The sequence below is a fragment of the Tateyamaria rhodophyticola genome, assembly GCF_047777875.1.
Taxonomy (GTDB): domain Bacteria; phylum Pseudomonadota; class Alphaproteobacteria; order Rhodobacterales; family Rhodobacteraceae; genus Tateyamaria.
Map to the genome: position 1 here is coordinate 877,138 of NZ_CP180519.1, position 17,242 is coordinate 894,379.

Here is a 17,242-nt window from a genome sequence, read left to right on the forward strand (position 1 = left end):
AGGATCGACAAAGACACCCCCGCTGTCGGTCGAACATCATCTCATACGGTCGCCGTCAACTGCACCAAAACCAGGCTCGCATCGCTGCACATGTGCGGACAAAAAATGGCGGAGGCATCCCTGCCCCCGCCAACAACCACACCGGATCAACGGCGGCGCGTGACCGCTCAACCCGCTGAAATCTGCTTGGCCTTTTCCACCAGAACTTCGGCCTGACGAATGGATGCATAGTCGATCAGACGCCCATCAAGGCTGACTGCCCCTTTGCCCGCTGCCTCGGCTTCGGCCATCGCCGCGAGAATGCGCTGCGCCTTATCGATCTCGGCGTCCGACGGGCTCATCACCTCATTCGCCAGAGCAATCTGGCTCGGGTGGATCGCCCATTTGCCCTCACAGCCAAGAACCGCCGCACGATACGCCGCCGCACGGTAACCGTCCGGATCCGAAAAATCGCCGAACGGCCCGTCAATCGGTCGAAGGCCATTGGCGCGCGCTGCGACCACCATGTTCGCAATCGCCGAATGCCACATGTCGCCCCAATGAACCTGCCGCGACCCATCCTCGGCAGGATCGGTTAGCACGGCATAGTTCTCGTTCACCCCGCCAATCACAGTGGTCCGCGCACGCATGGATGCCGCGTAATCCGCGACACCGAAATGCAGGCTCTCGTTCCGTTCGGATGCGGCGGCGATTTCGTGGACGTTCTGCATACCCAACGCCGTCTCGATGATGTGTTCGAACCCGATGCGTTTCTTGTATCCCATCGCGTCTTCGATCTGGGTCACCATCATATCCACCGCATAGACATCCGCGGCGGTCCCGACCTTGGGGATCATGATGAGGTCAAGCCGCTCGCCCGCCTGCTCCACCACGTCGACCACATCGCGATACATGTAGTGCGTGTCGAGCCCGTTGATCCGCACCGACATGGATTTGTTGCCCCAGTCGATTGAATTCAGCCCCTCGATGATGTTCTTGCGCGCCTGCACTTTTTCATCCGGCGCAACCGCGTCCTCAAGGTCGAGAAAGATAACATCAACGTCGGAATTCGCCGCCTTTTCAAACATTTGCGGCTGACTGCCCGGAACGGCCAGCTCACTCCGGTTGAGGCGGCCGGGGGCTTGGGTGACAGAGTGAAACGACATGGCGAAACCTTTCTTGGGTCATAATATTGCGCGACAAAAGTCAGCGACGAAAGATTATGTCAAGCCTGATTTCAGTCTATCTGGGTATACCGGAACGGTCCTCGGACTCGATTGCCAACCGGGACGAATAGAAGAACGCGATTGCCTGCGCGCGGTTTTTCACCCCCAGTTTCTCATACAGATTGGACAGGTGAAACTTGACCGTGTTCACGGTGATTTCCAGTTCCCTGGACAGCTCCCGATTGGTCAGCCCCTTGGACAAGGCCGCAAGCATCGCGCGCTCCTTGCGGGACAGCATCTGGATCGGATCGCTTTGCAGATTGCGGACGTCGATGAAGGGAAAAACCATCTTGCCCGCAGCAACATCGATGCAGGTTTCAAGCAGTGTTTCCGCGTCGCTCGACCGGGCCGCAAAGGCCGCCGCCCCGGCGGTCATCGCCAGCCGCGGCAGATCTCCGGTGTCCTCGGCATAGACGACGATGCGCGGGGCCTGTTCCTGATCGCGCAGAATTTCGATCAGCTTTGCACCGCCGAGCACGGGGATGTTCCAGTCGATGACTGCAACCTGCACCGGGACGCGCATGAACGTGCCCAAAAACCCTTCGGCTGTCGCCGCTGTTGCCACCAGGGACAATCGCGGATCGCGGTCAATCAACTCTGACAAGGCAGACAAAACCAAAGGATTGCTGTCCGCGAGGATGATGTCGATGGGGGCCGTATTTTTCATTACCGATTGATTCATAAAGGTAAATTCCAATTAACTACCCGAATGGGTGGGCGTGATTTCTGTATACCACCGCATATTCATACGTTTGGGTAGGCTTTTTCCCACCCATTTAGATTACCATAAGTAGGACTTATGTGTGTTTTCTTTTATCCCGACGCAACTAGGTTTCAAATCCAAGGACAAAAAGGAAATTAAATTTCCTGCTGACACTTGGAGGACCCATGTACGACGTTATCGCTTTCCCGCAGTTGGATATTCCCGACACCATCGCGGCTGGCCCCGGCCCTGGCAACACTGATGCGCGGGTCCTCGCCCGCTATGCCGGCGCGGGCCTTGCTGACCACATGCATGCGGATGTGTTGCGCGGCATGGTCGAATGCAAACTGATGCTCCGTGACGTGATGGGCACCGACAACGTACACACATTCGGAGTCGCCGGGACGGGTTGGAGCGGTTTGGACATGATGTTCTCTGCCGTGATGCCCGGAGACAAGGTGGTCATGTTCGTCAACGGCACGTTCTCGGGCATTGACGGCCTAACCGTGCGGATGAAGGCCGCCACCGCCGAAGAGCTGGCAGCCAACGCGCTGGACCCGCAGACCGAAAACGTCGTGATCATCGACGTCCCGCATGGACAGAGCGTGACCGGCGATATCGTCGACGCCGCGTTGGCCGAACACAAACCCAAGTGGGCCGCGATGGCGCATTGGGAAACAGGCTCTGGCCGTGTGAATGACATCAAAGGGTTCAGCGATGCCTGCGTGCGGCATGGTGCGATGGGTCTGGTTGATGCCGTGTCGAGCCTCGGAGTGGGCGATTTCCGGATCGACGACTATCCCGGCGTGCACGGCTGGGCCTCTTGCCCGCAGAAGGGCATCTGCTGCCTGCCGCTCACCTACGCCCCCGTATCGTTCACTGATACCTATATCGAAACCCTGCGGGCCACTGGCACCCGCACCTTCTGCCACCACCCCATTCTGGAGGCCCGGCACTGGGGCATCATTGATGGCGCAGACGTGGACAAGGGCACGTACCACAGGACCCACTCCGCCTATGCGGTATCGGCCTTTCACGAGGCGTTGCGCATCTGCTTGCAGCAGACCATCGCACAGCGCGCCTCGGACTATATTTATCATGAGGCCGCGTTGCGCGCCGCTGTCACTGCTATGGGCTGCGACGTGACCTCCAACATGCCATCGCTCGTGGTGTTGAACCTGCCCGGCGATCTTGCGGGGCGCGAAATGGAACTGGTGCAGAATTGCCGCGCCCGGAACTTTGGCATCTGGCCCACCCTGTCAGAGCCGGTGCAGATCCGCATCGGCATCCTGAACCTGCTGACCCAGACGGCGATCACCGACATCGTGAACCGGTTTGCCGACGCCATGCGCGACATGGGTGCCATCGTGGATCAGGCTGAAATCGATGCCGTTCTGCACACGCATTACGACACTGCAATCGCTGCAGAGTAGGGAGATCAACCATGGACATCCATGAGTACCAAGCCAAGGAAATCCTGTCCGGATTTGGCGTCGCCGTCCCGGACGGCGCGTTGGCATACAGCCCGGAACAGGCCGCATATCGCGCCCGCGAACTCGGCGGAGATCGATGGGTCGTCAAGGCGCAGGTGCACGCTGGAGGGCGTGGAAAGGCCGGCGGCGTCAAGGTCTGCACCAGCGACATCGAGATCAATGATGTGTGCGAAGACCTCTTTGGCATGAAGCTGGTGACACACCAGACCGGCCCCGAGGGCAAAGGCGTCTACCGCGTCTATGTCGAGGCCGCCGTGCCAATTGCGCGGGAAATCTATCTCGGGTTTGTCCTCGACCGGACGACACAGCGCGTGATGATCGTGGCCTCTGCCGAAGGCGGCATGGAAATCGAAGACATCTCCGCTGAAAGGCCCGACAGCATCGTGCGCGCCGTAGTCGAGCCCGCCGTGGGGTTGCGCGAATTCCAGTGCCGTCAGATTGCCTTCAAGCTGGGCATTGATGCGGCGTTGGTCCAGCCGATGGTGCGCACGCTGCAAGGCGCGTACCGGGCCTTTACCGAGCTTGACGCGACCATGGTCGAGATCAACCCGCTTGTCATCACCGAAGACAACCGCATCATCGCACTTGATGCCAAGATGACCTTCGATGGCAACGCTCTGTTCCGCCATCCGCAGATTGCCGAACTGCGCGACAAAAGTCAGGAAGACCCGCGCGAGAGCCGCGCGGCGGACCGCGGGCTGAGCTATGTCGGTCTGGACGGCAACATTGGCTGCATCGTCAACGGCGCCGGTCTGGCCATGGCCACCATGGACACGATCAAGCTGGCCGGTGGCGAGCCTGCGAACTTTCTCGACATTGGCGGCGGCGCCACGCCCGAGCGTGTGGCCAAAGCGTTCCGGTTGGTCCTGTCAGACAGGAACGTGCAGGCCATTCTTGTGAACATCTTTGCCGGGATCAACCGCTGCGACTGGGTTGCCGAAGGCGTGGTGCAGGCGCTGCGCGAGGTGGACGTTGATGTCCCTGTCGTGGTGCGCCTTGCCGGCACCAACGTGGAGGAAGGCCAGAAAATCCTCGCCAAGTCCGGTTTGCCGATCATCCGCGCCAAAACACTGAACGAAGCTGCTGAAAGAGCCGTGGGAGCATGGAGGAACGACCTCTCTCAGGGCGTTAGAATGAGGGCCGTGTCATGAGCATTCTGCTGGAAAAGGAAACCCCCGTCATCGTGCAGGGGATCACGGGCAAGATGGCCCGCTTTCACACCAAGGACATGATCGACTACGGCACGAATGTCGTGGGCGGTGTGGTGCCCGGCAAGGGCGGCGAAACGGTCGAAGGCCTGCCCGTGTTCGACACGGTCGAAGAGGCCGTTGCCACCACAGGAGCCGAGGCATCATTGGTGTTTGTTCCGCCGCCCTTTGCAGCCGACAGCATCATGGAGGCGGCTGATGCGGGCATCAAGTACTGCGTCTGCATCACCGACGGCATCCCCGCGCAGGACATGATCCGCGTCAAGCGCTATATGTACCGCTACCCCAAGGAGCGGCGGATGGTGCTGACCGGCCCAAACTGTGCCGGAACCATCAGCCCGGGCAAGGCGCTGCTGGGGATCATGCCGGGGCATATCTACCTCAAAGGACATGTCGGCATTGTCGGTCGCTCCGGTACGTTGGGTTACGAGGCGGCGAGCCAGCTCAAGGAGCGTGGTATTGGCGTGTCGACATCCGTGGGTATCGGGGGCGATCCGATCAACGGGTCTTCGTTCCGCGATATCCTTGAACGGTTCGAACAGGACGACGACACGCATGTCATCGCTCTGATCGGCGAGATCGGTGGCCCGCAGGAGGCCGAAGCCGCGGAATACATCCGCGACCACGTGACCAAACCCGTGGTGGCCTATGTCGCTGGTCTGACCGCGCCCAAGGGGCGGACAATGGGCCATGCAGGTGCCATCATCTCTGCCTTTGGCGAAAGCGCATCGGAAAAGGTGGAAATCCTCTCCGCCGCCGGTGTGACCGTCGCCGAAAACCCCGCAATCATCGGCGAGACGATCGCCAAAGTGATGGAGGCTGCATAATGGTACGCCCAAGTGTCCTGATTACACGCCGCTGGCCCGAAGCGGTCGAACAGCAGCTGGCGCAGAATTATGACGTCATGCTGAACCGGTCCGACCGGCCGCTGACACCGGACGAGTTTCGCGACGCCATCAAGCGGTATGACGCCGTTCTGCCGACGGTCACGGACAAGATCGGACCAGAGGCATTGGACGTGGCGAAACCCCAGACGAAAATCCTGGCGAACTATGGCGTCGGTTACACGCATATCGACGTCGAACGTGCCAAGACGCACGGGATCGCGATCACCAATACACCGGACGTTTTGTCGGAATGCACCGCCGACCTTGCCATGACGCTGATGCTGATGGTGGCGCGTCGCGCCGGAGATGGTGAGCGTGAGCTGCGCGCAGGCAACTGGTCCGGCTGGCGGCCCACGCATCTTGTCGGCACCAAGGTCTCGGGCAAAACGCTGGGCATCGTCGGCTTTGGCCGGATCGGGCAGGAAATGGCGCGGCGCGCGCATTTCGGGTTCGGCATGCGGATCATCGTATTCAACCGCTCACCCGTTCCCTCGGGAACACTGGCACAGTTCAATGCGGTGCAGGTCGACACGATCGAAGACCTGTTGCCGCAAGCGGACTTCGTGTCCCTCCACTGCCCCGGCGGGGCGGCCAACGCCAAGATGATCAACGCGGCCCGTCTCGATCTGATGAACGACGACGCGTTCCTGATCAATACGGCCCGCGGCGAGGTGGTGGACGAAGCGGCACTTGCCCAGGCGTTGATGTTCGACACCATTGGCGGGGCAGCGCTTGATGTGTTCGAGCGGGAACCGGCGGTGAACCCCATGCTGGCGCAATGCGACAACCTCGTGATGCTCCCCCATCTGGGCAGCGCCACCCGCGAGGCGCGTCAGGCGATGGGGTTCCGCGTGCTCGACAACCTCAACGACTTTTTCGACGGCAAGGCACCGCGCGACCGCGTCGCATAAGCATCGTTGGGCGAAAGAAGCCAGCGCCTCGCAGATGACCTGCGGGGCGCGCGGTCACAACGCCGATTTGCGACGGCCCAGAAGCCAGACAAAGAACACGCCGCCAATCAATCCGGTGACGATCCCGATCGGCATGTCTTCGGGCGCCATCACGGTGCGCGCGGCGACATCCGCCCACAGCAGGAAGATCGCGCCGATCATTGCCGAAAACGGCAGGACTCGGCGGTAGTCGCCCCCCACAAGCATCCGCGCCACATGCGGCACCATCAGTCCGACAAAACCGATGATCCCCGAAAAGGCGACCATGACCCCGGTGATCAGCGCTCCGACCACAAACACCGACAGACGAAACCGCGCGACCGGAATGCCAAGCGTTGCCGCCGTTTCATCGCCAACCGTCATCGCGTTCAATTGTGCCGTCCGGCTCATCAGCCAGAGCGCACAGACCACCAGAACGACAAGCGGGTAAACAAGGTGGTCCCACTGCGCGAGCCCAAGTCCGCCCAGCATCCAGTAGACCACGGTGTGTGAGGCGTGCGGCTCGCCCAGAAAGATCAGCGCATTGGCACCGGCCATGATGATGAACGACACCGCGACCCCGGCCAGAACCAACCGGTCGGCGCTGGCTGCATCGGCAAAGCGCGAGACGCCCAGAACGATCAATGTCGCCAGAAGCGAGCCGCCAAAGGCCATGACCGGCACCGTCATGATTCCAAGGAACAGGCCCGAATGCAACAGCGCAAAGATAGCCCCGAACGCGCCGCCCGATGAAATACCCAGCAGGTGCGGATCCGCGAGAGGGTTGCGCGTCACCGCCTGCAACGCCGCCCCGACCACCGCCAGTCCCGCCCCCACCAGGATAGCCAGCAGCGCGCGGGGGAAGCGGATGTCCCAGACAATCGCCTCGCGCCCCGCGCTCCAGCCGGGTGTGATCAGATCCGGCGACAGCTTGTTGGCCAGCACACCCCAGACCGTGCCCGCCGGGATCGAAACCGCCCCGACGGACACCGCAATGGACAACGAGAACAGCAGCGCAACGGCCCCGCCAATGGCAAGGATCACGCGCGGACCCACTCGGGCCCGGCGGAAAGACTGCGCTGCTTGCTCCTGCATGGCCTACTCGCCGCGGAACGCGTCAGCAAGCGTCTTGACCGCCTTGATGTTGCGCGGCCCCGGCGTCGCCTCGACATATTCCAGCGTGACAAAGCGATCATTCTTGACCGCATCGATCTCTGCAAAGGCGGGGTTCGACATCATGAACGCGCGCTTTTGTTCTGCGGTCACCTTGCCGTAGTTGACGATAATGATCACTTCGGGGTTCTGCTCAACCACCTCTTCCCATGTGACGGTGCCCCAGCTTTTCTCGAACCCGTTCATCACGTTGGTCCCGCCTGCGGCTTCGATCAACGCTGTGGGCATCGCGTAAAGGCCTGCGGTAAACGGCTTGTCCTCGCCACTGTCATAGACAAATGCACGAACCGGTTCGCCGGTCTCGACACCGTCCACGATTGCCGCAAGCTCCGCCTTGTACCCTTCGACCAACGACGCGGCCTTGTCCTCGACATCGAAGATTTTGCCAAGGTTCATCAGGTCGGCATACATGTCGTCCATGCTGGCCTTGCCCTTGTCCATGATGTGGGTGCACGATTCCGTCAGCTCATACACCTGCACGCCAAAGGGCGCCAAGGTGTCGGGCGTGACGTCGCCCCCCACCTTCATCCCGTAATTCCACCCGGCAAAGAAGAAATCCGCATCCGCGCCAACCAGCACTTCCTTGCTTGGGTATTTCGCGGACAATTCCGGCAGCGCCTCGACACCTGCACGCATCTCCTCATCGAGGGTCTTCCAACCCGAAATGCCCGTATAGCCGACCATGCGGTCCGCAAGGCCAAGCACCAGCATCATCTCGGTCAGGTTCACGTCGTTCGAAACCGCCCGCTCGGGCGGGGCATCAAACGTGACGCTGCGATTGCAGCTTTGGACCGTGACGTCCGCCGTGACGACGGCGGTTGATGACAGCAACAGCGCTGCGGCCATGAGGGCGTGTTTCATTGAAAGGTTCCTTTGTTTTGCAGATGGAAAGTGAGGTGATCGGTGTTGCTGTGAGACAGCTGTTCTTTTCGGGCGATCACCTGGAATGCGTCGGACACCGCGGCCTCGGACAACACGTGGGCGGGCGATCCGAAACCAATCGTATGGCCACCGCGCAGCAACAGCAGGTCATCGCACACATCCGCCGCGAGGTTCAGATCATGCAGTGATGTGACGATGGTCAGCGGCAGGTCGCGGATCAGTTCAAGCACTTCAAGCTGGTGCCGGATATCAAGGTGATTGGTCGGCTCATCAAGGATCAGCAGGCGCGGCTCCTGGGCAAGCGCGCGCGCCACCATGACCCGTTGCCGCTCCCCTCCTGACAGGGTGCCGAGGTGGCGATGGGCCATCCCGGCAAGATCAAGGCGCGCCAAAGCCTCGGCAATAATGTCAGTGTCCCGTGCGCCGCCCACACCACCAAAGCCGCGCCGATGCGGTGTGCGCCCCAAGGCCACGATTTCACCGACGGTCAGGGCGAAATCACTGGGTTGTTCCTGAAGCACGGCTGCGGTGCGTTGAGCGACCTGCCCCGCGGACAGATGCCAGATGTCATCGCCATCCACACACACGGTGCCCGTAGTTGGCCGGTGAAATCGGTACAGCAAGCGCAGAAGCGTCGTCTTGCCTGCGCCGTTCGGGCCGACAATGCCAAGCACACGGCCAGACGCCAGCTCGAAACTGGTTTCGTGCAACAGCGTGGTTCGACCACGCGCGGGCGCCCAGGACAGATCGCGCACGGACAGGTGGGCGCCGCTCACGACACACGCACCGCGCTGTCTTCGATCAGCATGATGGCCGCAGGGACGCGCGCCAACGTCGTCTCGCGCAGCTTGCCCGGGCGATCCGTGGATGAGCACCACCCGTCCTCCAATTCAGCATATTGCCCAGCGAACGTGACAAGGTCATCGACATCCGTCTCCGGGTCGATATCCCCAAATAGATACGTCGCCTTCTTGGTCCCGTGATAGGCCACGGTGCACGGCCGGTCGCAGCCCGCCATGCAGGCAACCCCCGATATGGCAAAATCCTCCGGCACGGCATCGCCGGCTTCGGCAATCGCGCGCCGCAGTTTGTCGATCAGTTCATAACCGGGGCGACAGGCTGTGCCTTTGTGCTGACAGGATGTGCAAATCGTGATTCGATGGTCCATAGGGCCCTCCGCCGCTCAAGCGGGCAAAGGCAGAACCATGGTGTGGGCGGTTGTACCGCTCGGTCATCATATGCTCCTGACCAGGCACCCCGCCTGCATCGAGTTGAAATGCCGGTACGCAAAACGCACCGGTGACGGCAGGTCTCCTGACTTGCGGGTCAATGCGCCCCCGAACCTTCCCGGACACGCGGTCCAGTGGTCCTTGTCGGGGTGGCTCACCGCTTACAGTTGCGGGGGCAGTCACGGACTTGGCACCTTGGACCGGCGCCGCACCGTGTTCCCTTTTCATCTCGAATGCCACAGGCAATTGAGAACCATCGCTGCGGACCAAACAGCAATTTGCAGGGGGGGTCAATGATGCGAACGACACGTCATACGCGACAGACGACTCCGCGGGAACGCGGTGGTGCCGCAGCACGCATAGGCCTCGATTGATGGGACCTGAGCCAGCGCCGTGATCATTGCGCGTGATTGGCTCGGTGAGTGGACGCACGTGTCGTGCGGACAAACCGCGCGTGGCCTATGCAGGCAAGCCGCATCCACGCCCCTTGCGGCAAAGCGCCCCCGCGTCTGGGCATACCGGACGGCGGCGCTAGGTTCGGTCAAAACAAAAAGGGGCGCGACATGGCCAGCATCACCTTACTCCTGACGGCCACACTCTTGGGTGGCATGGTCTTTTTCAGCTTTGGCTTTGCGCCAGTGCTCTTCAAGCAATTGCCCATGGAGCAGGTGCGCCCGCTCCTGCGCGGAACGTTTCCGTATTACTACCTCGTCGTCATCGTGCTGTCCGGTGTGAGTGCCGCGGTGGCGGTGACGCAATCAGGTCTTGTCGCGACGCTCCTTGGCCTGATCTGCCTGACGACCCTCTATGCAAGGCAAGTGTTGATGCGACAGATCAATGCCGCGACGGACCGGGGCGATCAGCGCAGCTTTCACCGGCTGCATATGGGATCGGTGGTGTTGCAGGTGGTTCAGATCGGGGTCTGTGGATGGGCAGTTGTCGCCCTTAGCTAAAACCCTAAACCGCGCCATCGACGGGCCACGGTCTGTCGATCCAATAGTTGAATGGGACACTTTATGGCGGCCAGGCACATCTTCGATATGAGCGATGCGCTGGTGGGTGCCATGTCGACAGGCCTGGGGGTGGCCTGTCCCCGCTCGGCAGATTTGGCATAGCCAAATCGTTTGTCGTGCAATGGGTAGCGCTGCGGCCTGCGGTCTTGCCTCCGCGACTGCCGACCTCGTCAATCGCTGCGTTTTCTTAACCAAGGCAAGGCTTTGAGCAACGTTTGCATGCTTTCACCGCGGCGTGTTCGCAAGACAACTGCGAGAGCTACAAGCGCCAGTAAAACGGCACCAAGCCCGCTACCTGACATGCCAAACAGGTTCAATTTCGCTTCTGAAATGAGCTTCTCGACGTCCAAGATAGACTCCCCGCTTTAGTGGAATTCTCTTGGTGTCCCTGCGTCCCGCAATATCACTGATCAGATACGTCTGTAAACTGTATGCAACTATGGGGAAAACTCTGGGTATAAGAGCAATCGAATTCAACATGTTGACGCTGTAGTGGGCAATACTACTACATTTACGGGGCTATGGACAAAGGAATCACAGTTGTTCACAGGCGTCCACAACAATCTATTTTTGTTACGTGGGCAAACAGGCTCGAACCAAAACCCCCGGCACTTTCGTACCGGGGGCTCTTAAAAGTTTTACCGGGTGCCGCTCTCGCGCATTTGCTAAGCAAATACGCTGCCGCGCACGGATTGCGCCCCGAAGGGCGCAATCGCATTACCAGTCTTCGCGCACGACAACGCGTGATTTGATCGGCAACTTCATCGCGGCCAGGCGCAGGGCCTCGCGGGCGATGTCGTCGTTGACGCCGTCGATCTCGAACATCACGCGGCCAGGTTTCACCTTGCACGCCCAACGGTCGACCGAACCCTTACCTTTACCCATACGCACTTCGATGGGTTTGGCGGTCACCGGCACGTCGGGGAAAATCCGGATCCAAACCCGGCCCTGACGTTTCATGTGACGGGTCATCGCACGACGCGCCGCTTCGATCTGGCGCGCAGTCACCCGCTCGGGCTCAAGGGCCTTGAGACCATAGGTGCCAAAGTTCAGGTCAGACCCGCCCTTTGCCTTGCCCTTGATCGAGCCTTTGAACTGCTTGCGGAACTTCGTTCTTTTCGGTTGAAGCATCTGTCAAATCTCCCTTAGCGACGACCGCCTGCACCGCGAGGTGCCGGACCGTCCTGGAGTTCCTGAGCCTTGCGATCACGCGCCTGCGGGTCGTGCTCCATGATTTCACCTTTGAAGATCCACGTCTTGATCCCGATGATACCATAGGCTGTCGTCGCTTCGACGTGCGCATAATCGATGTCGGCACGCAGCGTGTGCAAGGGCACGCGACCCTCACGGTACCATTCGGTCCGCGCAATCTCGGCACCGCCAAGGCGGCCCGCGACGTTCACGCGGATGCCGAGGGCACCCATGCGCATGGCGTTTTGCACGGCACGTTTCATGGCGCGGCGGAAAGACACCCGGCGCTCCAGCTGTTGCGCGATGCTTTCACCAACCAATGCGGCGTCCAGCTCGGGCTTGCGCACTTCAACGATGTTGAGGTGCAGCTCACTGTCGGTCAGGTTCGCCAGCTTCTTGCGCAGACCTTCGATGTCCGCACCTTTCTTGCCGATGATCACGCCCGGACGCGCTGTGTGGATCGTCACGCGGCACTTCTTATGTGGACGCTCGATGATCACGCGGGCCACACCGGCCTGCTTGCACTCGGTCTTGATGAACTCACGGATTTTCAGGTCTTCCAGAAGAAGGTTCCCGTAATCCTTGGTGTCGGCATACCAGCGGCTGTCCCAGGTGCGGTTCACCTGCAGACGCATGCCAATCGGGTTTACTTTATTTCCCATCAGGCTTGCTCCTCTACCTGGCGCACTTTGATCGTGATCTCTGCGAACGGCTTCAGGATCTTGCCGTAGCGACCACGGGCACGCGGGCGACCGCGCTTCATGGTGAGGTTCTTGCCGACCCAGGCTTCTGCCACGATCAGTTCGTCCACATCCAGGTTGTGGTTGTTTTCCGCATTGGCAATCGCCGACTGCAGACACTTTTTCACGTCCAGCGCGATGCGCTTTTTGGAGAACGTGAGATCGGTCAGCGCCTTGTCGACTTTCTTGCCACGGATCAGGGCGGCCACGAGGTTCAGCTTCTGCGGGCTGGTTTTCAGCATACGCAGTTTGGCCATCGCCTCATTGTCCGCCACGCGGCGGGGGTTCTTATCCTTGCTCATTTGCGCTTCGCCTTCTTGTCAGCGGCGTGACCGTAATAGGTCCGCGTGGGCGAATATTCCCCGAACTTCTGGCCGATCATCTCTTCGGACACGTTCACGGGAATATGCTTCTGGCCGTTGTACACACCAAAGGTAAGGCCCACGAACTGGGGCAGGATGGTGGACCGACGGGACCAGATCTTGATGACTTCGTTGCGTCCCGACTCGCGGGCCGCTTCCGCTTTCTTCAGCACATAGCTGTCGACAAACGGACCTTTCCAAACAGAGCGTGCCATTGATCAGCGCCCCTTCTTCTTGGCGTGACGCGAGCGGATGATCAGCTTTTGCGACGCTTTGTTCTTGTTGCGTGTCCGCGCACCCTTGGTCGGCTTGCCCCATGGGGAAACCGGGTGACGACCACCGGAGGTCCGGCCTTCACCACCACCGTGCGGGTGATCGATCGGGTTCATGACCACACCACGCACCGACGGGCGGATGCCCTTGTGACGCATGCGGCCGGCTTTACCGTAGTTCTGGTTGCTGTTGTCGGGGTTCGACACGGCACCCACGGTGGCGCGGCATTCCTGACGGACCAGACGCAGCTCGCCCGAGCTAAGGCGGATCTGGGCATAGCCGCCGTCCCGGCCTACGAACTGGGCATAGGTGCCGGCAGCACGCGCGATCTGACCACCCTTGCCGGGCTTCAGTTCGATGTTGTGCACGATTGTCCCGATGGGCATGCCGCTGAAGGGCATGCAGTTGCCGGGCTTGATGTCGGCCTTGAGGCTCGACACGATCTTGTCCCCAACAGCCAGACGCTGCGGCGCCAGGACATAGGCCTGTTCGCCATCTTCGTATTGCACGAGGGCGATGAACGCGGTCCGGTTGGGGTCATACTCGATGCGCGCGACCACGGCGGTCACGTCCATCTTGTTCCGTTTGAAATCGACGATCCGATAGAGGCGCTTGGCCCCGCCGCCTTTGCGGCGCATCGTGATCCGTCCGGTGTTGTTGCGGCCACCATTCTTGGTGAGACCTTCGGTCAGCGCCTTGACGGGGCGCCCCTTCCACAGCTCCGAACGGTCGATCAGAACCAGCCCACGCTGGCCCGGCGTCGTCGGCTTGTACGACTTGAGTGCCATGTTACTGTCTTCCGTTTTGCTAAACGACGGCAGGCCCGATGACCCCCGCCTATGGTTAAAGGCCCCCGAAGGTGCCCGAGTAGAAATCCGGTGGTGATACACCACAAACAAAGCCCCGGACGAATCCGGGGCCTGACGGATGGGTTCGTTTAGGTCAGGGATGGGATCGGGTCAACCCCGGCACGCCCGATGGATGGGCGCGTTGCAAAAGCCGGTCAGGTACGGCCGTTCAGATTTCCGCTCAGCGGGACAAAGCCGACATGCTGTCGTTGGCGAACGCCACCCAATAGGCGATCAGAAGTGCACAAAAAATGCGTCTGTTTCTTTGCCATCATCCAGCATGTTCACCTTTATGGAGAGCAGCTTTTCCAAAGTATCTCTTGGGAGACCGAGTGCTGACACAAGCGCGCGAGCTTCTGTCTCGGATGCCGTGATCTTATCAATTGATATCTGCTCGTACATCGCAAGTGCCTGAAAAAGAAAAAGCGCATCATCAAGGAGTGGGTCATCATCTATTGCCCAGCTAACATCCTGAATCTCTTCACTTGCGTCATAGCCGGGCGTTCCGTCGAATGGCCAACCAATTCGTGCGGCTATGACCGATCCATGGATTTCAATAACGGTGAATCGGTCGATGCCAAAAACAGAAAGGAACTGAAAAAGCTGTGAAACTGGTCGGCAGTTTCGTGCAATAGTCTGCGATAGCATTTTGGGCTCTGCATCCCTTTTAGACCGTGGTTGGCGTGCTCTACTGTCTTCTTATTATGAAACAGACCGCGCACAAACAAAGCTAGAATTCAGACTCTAGTTAGCCCGTCGAAATTGTCTCGAAGCGGACACACGATATAACAGTAGCAGCTGATAAAATACAAAACCCCAGCCGCTCTTATGCAGCCGGGGTCAATCAAATTTACTTACGGGAATCAGACCAATGCGATATTCACCGCGCTTTCGCGGCCGTCACGGCCTGCTTCCACGTCGTATGTGATCTTCTGGTTGTCCGCGAGGCCGGTCAGGCCAGAGCGTTCCACGGCAGAGATGTGCACAAACACGTCCTTGCCGCCTGTTTCGGGCGCGATAAAACCGTACCCCTTGGTGGTGTTGAACCATTTCACGGTGCCATTGGCCATCCCGTGGTCTCCTTCTTAATAATCTGCCCGCATCATGCGGCAGCGTGGCGGCGTTAAGGCAAGATCGAAAGCCAGTCGCCGGTGAGGAGATCGGGGTCGATAGAGTAACGTAGCAAGGGAGATATGGGTCGCTCCCCCGCATGCGTCAACCGTTAAGGCCGGTCAATACGGTCGCAGCAGAGACGAAAAACCCCGGCAACATCGCTGCTGCCGGGGCGAAATTCATCAGATCGGGCCATGGCCCAATCACGGCTCAGAGGCCGGTGGAGACGTCGATCGTGTTGCCCTCTTCCAGCGTCACATAGGCTTTCTTCACGTCTTTGCGTGTGCCCAGCTTGCCGCGGAAGCGCTTGACCTTGCCCTTGGTGATGGTGGTGTTGACCGCCTTCACTTTCACACCAAAGAGCGCCTCAACAGCCTCCTTGATCATCGGCTTGTTGCTGTCGATCGCCACTTCGAACACGATTGCCCCGTTTTCTGAGGCCATCGTGGCTTTCTCGGTGATGATCGGCTTGCGGATCACGTCGTAATGTTCTGCCTTGGCACTCATTTCAAACGAGCCTCCAGTGCTTCGACACCTGCTTTGGTGATCACCAGAGTGTCACGCTTGAGGATGTCATATACGTTTGCACCCATCGTCGGCAGGATATCCAGGCCTTCGATATTGCGCGATGCCTTCAGGAAACCTTCGTTCACAGAAGCCCCGTCGATCACCAGCGCACGTTTCCAGCCCAGGTCCTTGACCTGCTTGGCCAGAGTGGCTGTTTTGCCCGCCGCATCCGCATCTTCGATGATCACCAGCTCGCCCGCCTTGGCCTTGGCCGACAGCGCGTGGCGCAGGCCCAGCTTGCGAAACTTCTTGGGCAGGTCGTGACCGTGCGAGCGCACGACAGGACCCTTGTAGATGCCACCGCCGCGGAAGATCGGTGCATTCCGGTCACCGTGGCGCGCGCCGCCGGTGCCCTTCTGGCGATAGATCTTCTTGGTCGAATAGCTGGTCTCCGAACGGGTTTTCACCTTGTGGGTGCCAGCCTGCGCGTTGTTGCGCTGCCAGCGGACCATGCGGTGCAGGATATCGGCGCGCGGCTCGAGGCCAAACAGGTCCTCGCTCAGCTCGACCGATCCGGCTTTGCCGCCGTCCAGTTTGATGACGTCGAGTTTCATTCTTCGCCTTCCTTCTTCTCAGCCGCACCTTCCTCGGCCTTGTCGGCCTCGATCGATGCTTCAGCCTCTTTCAGGGCCTCCGCTTCGGCTGCGGCTTGCTCTTCGGCCAGACGCTTTGCTTCGGCTTCGGCTTCGGCGGCAGCAGCAGCTGCGGCTTCTTCGGCAGCTTTGGCGGCAGCGTCCTTGGCGGATTTCAGAGCCGCGGGCAGGATCGCGTTTTCCGGGAACGGCTTTTTGACCGCGTCCTTGACTGTGACCCAGCCACCTTTCGATCCGGGCACGGCGCCCTTGATCATGATCAGACCACGGTCGCTGTCAGTGCGCACAACCTGCAGGTTTTGCGTTGTGACACGTGCCGCACCCATGTGACCGGCCATCTTCTTGCCTTTGAAGACCTTGCCGGGGTCCTGGCACTGGCCTGTGGAGCCGTGCGAACGGTGCGAAATGGACACACCGTGCGACGCGCGCAGACCACCGAAGTTGTGACGCTTCATGGCACCGGCAAAGCCTTTACCAATCGACGTACCGGTGACGTCTACGAACTGACCTTCAAAGTAGTGATCTGCGATGATCTCTTCGCCAACATCGATCATGTTGTCTTCGGTCACGCGGAACTCAACAAGCTTGCGCTTGGGTTCCACTTTCTGAGCGGCAAAGTGACCGCGCATCGCCTTGGAGACACGTTTCACCTTTGGCGAACCGGCACCCAAGGTAACAGCCGTGTAGCCATCCTTGTCCGATGTCCGCTGGCCAACAACCTGAAGAGCATCCAGTTGGAGAACAGTCACAGGCACCTGCTTGCCGTCTTCCATGAAAAGCCGGGTCATGCCGACTTTCTTTGCGAGAATTCCAGAGCGCATGTTCATACCCTC

Annotated in this window: 22 protein-coding genes and 1 riboswitch; of the genes, 5 read left to right on the plus strand and 17 right to left on the minus strand. The window is 60.0% G+C overall.

The window, feature by feature from the left end:
• Nucleotides 1–167: 167 nt before the first annotated feature.
• Both ACERHN_RS05795 and ACERHN_RS05800 read right to left on the minus strand, forming a co-directional pair.
• Complete coding sequence (locus tag ACERHN_RS05795; RefSeq protein ID WP_415921702.1) at nucleotides 168–1,145, minus strand: HpcH/HpaI aldolase/citrate lyase family protein; 978 nt, start codon at nucleotides 1,143–1,145, stop codon at nucleotides 168–170.
• Nucleotides 1,146–1,221: 76 nt separating this feature from the next.
• Nucleotides 1,222–1,872, minus strand: a complete 651-nt coding sequence (locus ACERHN_RS05800; protein WP_415921703.1) for a response regulator transcription factor — start codon at nucleotides 1,870–1,872, stop codon at nucleotides 1,222–1,224.
• 221 nt (nucleotides 1,873–2,093) lie between these two features.
• Between ACERHN_RS05800 and ACERHN_RS05805 the strand changes: the two genes are divergently transcribed.
• Genes ACERHN_RS05805 through ACERHN_RS05820 form a run of 4 tightly spaced genes read left to right on the plus strand, consistent with a single transcriptional unit; the run spans nucleotide 2,094 to nucleotide 6,407 of the window.
• Nucleotides 2,094–3,341: an aminotransferase gene (locus ACERHN_RS05805; protein WP_415921704.1), complete on the plus strand. Its 1,248-nt coding sequence runs from the start codon at nucleotides 2,094–2,096 to the stop codon at nucleotides 3,339–3,341.
• Between the two features lie 11 nt (nucleotides 3,342–3,352).
• Entirely contained in the window at nucleotides 3,353–4,552 is a 1,200-nt protein-coding gene (locus tag ACERHN_RS05810; RefSeq protein WP_415921705.1) for a malate--CoA ligase subunit beta, read from the plus strand.
• A complete protein-coding gene (sucD, locus tag ACERHN_RS05815; RefSeq protein WP_415921706.1) occupies nucleotides 4,549–5,436 on the plus strand; it encodes a succinate--CoA ligase subunit alpha in 888 nt (295 codons plus the stop codon). The genes ACERHN_RS05810 and sucD overlap by 4 nt, the downstream gene beginning before the upstream one ends.
• On the plus strand, nucleotides 5,436–6,407 hold the full coding sequence (locus ACERHN_RS05820; protein WP_415921707.1) for a 2-hydroxyacid dehydrogenase: 972 nt from the start codon (nucleotides 5,436–5,438) through the stop codon (nucleotides 6,405–6,407). Before sucD ends, ACERHN_RS05820 begins: the two co-directional genes overlap by 1 nt.
• A 54-nt stretch (nucleotides 6,408–6,461) precedes the next feature.
• Here ACERHN_RS05820 and ACERHN_RS05825 read toward each other — a convergent pair whose 3' ends face one another.
• The 4 genes from ACERHN_RS05825 to ACERHN_RS05840 are packed head-to-tail and all read right to left on the minus strand — an operon-like array spanning nucleotide 6,462 to nucleotide 9,648.
• Nucleotides 6,462–7,520 (minus strand): FecCD family ABC transporter permease, encoded by a 1,059-nt coding sequence (locus tag ACERHN_RS05825; RefSeq protein ID WP_415921708.1) that lies wholly within the window; start codon nucleotides 7,518–7,520, stop codon nucleotides 6,462–6,464.
• 3 nt (nucleotides 7,521–7,523) lie between these two features.
• Nucleotides 7,524–8,459, minus strand: coding sequence for an ABC transporter substrate-binding protein (locus tag ACERHN_RS05830; protein WP_415921709.1), 936 nt, complete (start codon nucleotides 8,457–8,459; stop codon nucleotides 7,524–7,526).
• Nucleotides 8,456–9,256 carry an ABC transporter ATP-binding protein gene (locus tag ACERHN_RS05835; RefSeq protein WP_415921710.1) on the minus strand — a complete coding sequence of 267 codons (801 nt, stop codon included), beginning with the start codon at nucleotides 9,254–9,256 and terminating at the stop codon, nucleotides 8,456–8,458. Before ACERHN_RS05835 ends, ACERHN_RS05830 begins: the two co-directional genes overlap by 4 nt.
• On the minus strand, nucleotides 9,253–9,648 hold the full coding sequence (locus tag ACERHN_RS05840) for a DUF1636 family protein (protein WP_415921711.1): 396 nt from the start codon (nucleotides 9,646–9,648) through the stop codon (nucleotides 9,253–9,255). Before ACERHN_RS05840 ends, ACERHN_RS05835 begins: the two co-directional genes overlap by 4 nt.
• A gap of 118 nt (nucleotides 9,649–9,766) precedes the next feature.
• Nucleotides 9,767–9,982, minus strand: a riboswitch (cobalamin riboswitch).
• Between the two features lie 290 nt (nucleotides 9,983–10,272).
• Here ACERHN_RS05840 and ACERHN_RS05845 point away from each other — a divergent pair.
• The gene (locus ACERHN_RS05845) at nucleotides 10,273–10,662 is read left to right on the plus strand and encodes a DUF4149 domain-containing protein (RefSeq protein ID WP_415921712.1); all 390 of its coding nucleotides are present in this window, start codon (nucleotides 10,273–10,275) and stop codon (nucleotides 10,660–10,662) included.
• A 230-nt stretch (nucleotides 10,663–10,892) separates the two neighbouring features.
• Here the strand turns inward: ACERHN_RS05845 and ACERHN_RS05850 are convergent, their stop codons facing one another.
• The 11 genes from ACERHN_RS05850 to rplC form a co-directional block, all read right to left on the minus strand.
• On the minus strand, nucleotides 10,893–11,072 hold the full coding sequence (locus tag ACERHN_RS05850; RefSeq protein ID WP_415921713.1) for a hypothetical protein: 180 nt from the start codon (nucleotides 11,070–11,072) through the stop codon (nucleotides 10,893–10,895).
• Between the two features lie 367 nt (nucleotides 11,073–11,439).
• The gene (gene rplP / locus ACERHN_RS05855) at nucleotides 11,440–11,853 is read right to left on the minus strand and encodes a 50S ribosomal protein L16 (protein WP_299694969.1); all 414 of its coding nucleotides are present in this window, start codon (nucleotides 11,851–11,853) and stop codon (nucleotides 11,440–11,442) included.
• Between the two features lie 14 nt (nucleotides 11,854–11,867).
• Entirely contained in the window at nucleotides 11,868–12,575 is a 708-nt protein-coding gene (rpsC, locus tag ACERHN_RS05860) for a 30S ribosomal protein S3 (RefSeq protein WP_415921714.1), read from the minus strand.
• Nucleotides 12,575–12,955 carry a 50S ribosomal protein L22 gene (gene rplV, locus ACERHN_RS05865; protein ID WP_415921715.1) on the minus strand — a complete coding sequence of 127 codons (381 nt, stop codon included), beginning with the start codon at nucleotides 12,953–12,955 and terminating at the stop codon, nucleotides 12,575–12,577. Before rplV ends, rpsC begins: the two co-directional genes overlap by 1 nt.
• Entirely contained in the window at nucleotides 12,952–13,230 is a 279-nt protein-coding gene (rpsS, locus tag ACERHN_RS05870) for a 30S ribosomal protein S19 (RefSeq protein ID WP_415921716.1), read from the minus strand. The genes rplV and rpsS overlap by 4 nt, the downstream gene beginning before the upstream one ends.
• Nucleotides 13,231–13,233: 3 nt before the next feature.
• Nucleotides 13,234–14,076, minus strand: coding sequence for a 50S ribosomal protein L2 (gene rplB, locus ACERHN_RS05875; protein ID WP_415921717.1), 843 nt, complete (start codon nucleotides 14,074–14,076; stop codon nucleotides 13,234–13,236).
• 294 nt (nucleotides 14,077–14,370) lie between these two features.
• Nucleotides 14,371–14,784: a hypothetical protein gene (locus ACERHN_RS05880; RefSeq protein WP_415921718.1), complete on the minus strand. Its 414-nt coding sequence runs from the start codon at nucleotides 14,782–14,784 to the stop codon at nucleotides 14,371–14,373.
• Between the two features lie 215 nt (nucleotides 14,785–14,999).
• The gene (locus ACERHN_RS05885; protein WP_415921719.1) at nucleotides 15,000–15,206 is read right to left on the minus strand and encodes a cold-shock protein; all 207 of its coding nucleotides are present in this window, start codon (nucleotides 15,204–15,206) and stop codon (nucleotides 15,000–15,002) included.
• A gap of 253 nt (nucleotides 15,207–15,459) precedes the next feature.
• Nucleotides 15,460–15,756: a 50S ribosomal protein L23 gene (locus ACERHN_RS05890; RefSeq protein ID WP_415921720.1), complete on the minus strand. Its 297-nt coding sequence runs from the start codon at nucleotides 15,754–15,756 to the stop codon at nucleotides 15,460–15,462.
• Nucleotides 15,753–16,370 carry a 50S ribosomal protein L4 gene (rplD, locus tag ACERHN_RS05895; RefSeq protein ID WP_415921721.1) on the minus strand — a complete coding sequence of 206 codons (618 nt, stop codon included), beginning with the start codon at nucleotides 16,368–16,370 and terminating at the stop codon, nucleotides 15,753–15,755. Before rplD ends, ACERHN_RS05890 begins: the two co-directional genes overlap by 4 nt.
• Nucleotides 16,367–17,230: a 50S ribosomal protein L3 gene (rplC, locus tag ACERHN_RS05900; RefSeq protein WP_415921722.1), complete on the minus strand. Its 864-nt coding sequence runs from the start codon at nucleotides 17,228–17,230 to the stop codon at nucleotides 16,367–16,369. Before rplC ends, rplD begins: the two co-directional genes overlap by 4 nt.
• Between the last annotated feature and the right edge of the window lie 12 nt (nucleotides 17,231–17,242).

Excerpts from the sequence above, each read along its gene's own strand:
- ACERHN_RS05885 (WP_415921719.1), bottom strand. The coding sequence starts at position 15,206 with ATGGCCAATGGCACCGTGAAATGGTTCAACACCACCAAGGGGTACGGT.
- ACERHN_RS05880 (WP_415921718.1), bottom strand. The coding sequence starts at position 14,784 with ATGCTATCGCAGACTATTGCACGAAACTGCCGACCAGTTTCACAGCTT.
- rpsC (WP_415921714.1), bottom strand. The coding sequence starts at position 12,575 with ATGGGAAATAAAGTAAACCCGATTGGCATGCGTCTGCAGGTGAACCGC.
- ACERHN_RS05840 (WP_415921711.1), bottom strand. The coding sequence starts at position 9,648 with ATGGACCATCGAATCACGATTTGCACATCCTGTCAGCACAAAGGCACA.
- ACERHN_RS05825 (WP_415921708.1), bottom strand. The coding sequence starts at position 7,520 with ATGCAGGAGCAAGCAGCGCAGTCTTTCCGCCGGGCCCGAGTGGGTCCG.
- sucD (WP_415921706.1), top strand. The coding sequence starts at position 4,549 with ATGAGCATTCTGCTGGAAAAGGAAACCCCCGTCATCGTGCAGGGGATC.
- rplV (WP_415921715.1), bottom strand. The coding sequence starts at position 12,955 with ATGAGCAAGGATAAGAACCCCCGCCGCGTGGCGGACAATGAGGCGATG.
- rplC (WP_415921722.1), bottom strand. The coding sequence starts at position 17,230 with ATGCGCTCTGGAATTCTCGCAAAGAAAGTCGGCATGACCCGGCTTTTC.
- ACERHN_RS05830 (WP_415921709.1), bottom strand. The coding sequence starts at position 8,459 with ATGAAACACGCCCTCATGGCCGCAGCGCTGTTGCTGTCATCAACCGCC.
- ACERHN_RS05820 (WP_415921707.1), top strand. The coding sequence starts at position 5,436 with ATGGTACGCCCAAGTGTCCTGATTACACGCCGCTGGCCCGAAGCGGTC.
- ACERHN_RS05805 (WP_415921704.1), top strand. The coding sequence starts at position 2,094 with ATGTACGACGTTATCGCTTTCCCGCAGTTGGATATTCCCGACACCATC.
- rplP (WP_299694969.1), bottom strand. The coding sequence starts at position 11,853 with ATGCTTCAACCGAAAAGAACGAAGTTCCGCAAGCAGTTCAAAGGCTCG.
- ACERHN_RS05845 (WP_415921712.1), top strand. The coding sequence starts at position 10,273 with ATGGCCAGCATCACCTTACTCCTGACGGCCACACTCTTGGGTGGCATG.
- ACERHN_RS05810 (WP_415921705.1), top strand. The coding sequence starts at position 3,353 with ATGGACATCCATGAGTACCAAGCCAAGGAAATCCTGTCCGGATTTGGC.
- ACERHN_RS05890 (WP_415921720.1), bottom strand. The coding sequence starts at position 15,756 with ATGAGTGCCAAGGCAGAACATTACGACGTGATCCGCAAGCCGATCATC.
- rpsS (WP_415921716.1), bottom strand. The coding sequence starts at position 13,230 with ATGGCACGCTCTGTTTGGAAAGGTCCGTTTGTCGACAGCTATGTGCTG.
- ACERHN_RS05800 (WP_415921703.1), bottom strand. The coding sequence starts at position 1,872 with ATGAAAAATACGGCCCCCATCGACATCATCCTCGCGGACAGCAATCCT.
- rplB (WP_415921717.1), bottom strand. The coding sequence starts at position 14,076 with ATGGCACTCAAGTCGTACAAGCCGACGACGCCGGGCCAGCGTGGGCTG.
- ACERHN_RS05795 (WP_415921702.1), bottom strand. The coding sequence starts at position 1,145 with ATGTCGTTTCACTCTGTCACCCAAGCCCCCGGCCGCCTCAACCGGAGT.
- rplD (WP_415921721.1), bottom strand. The coding sequence starts at position 16,370 with ATGAAACTCGACGTCATCAAACTGGACGGCGGCAAAGCCGGATCGGTC.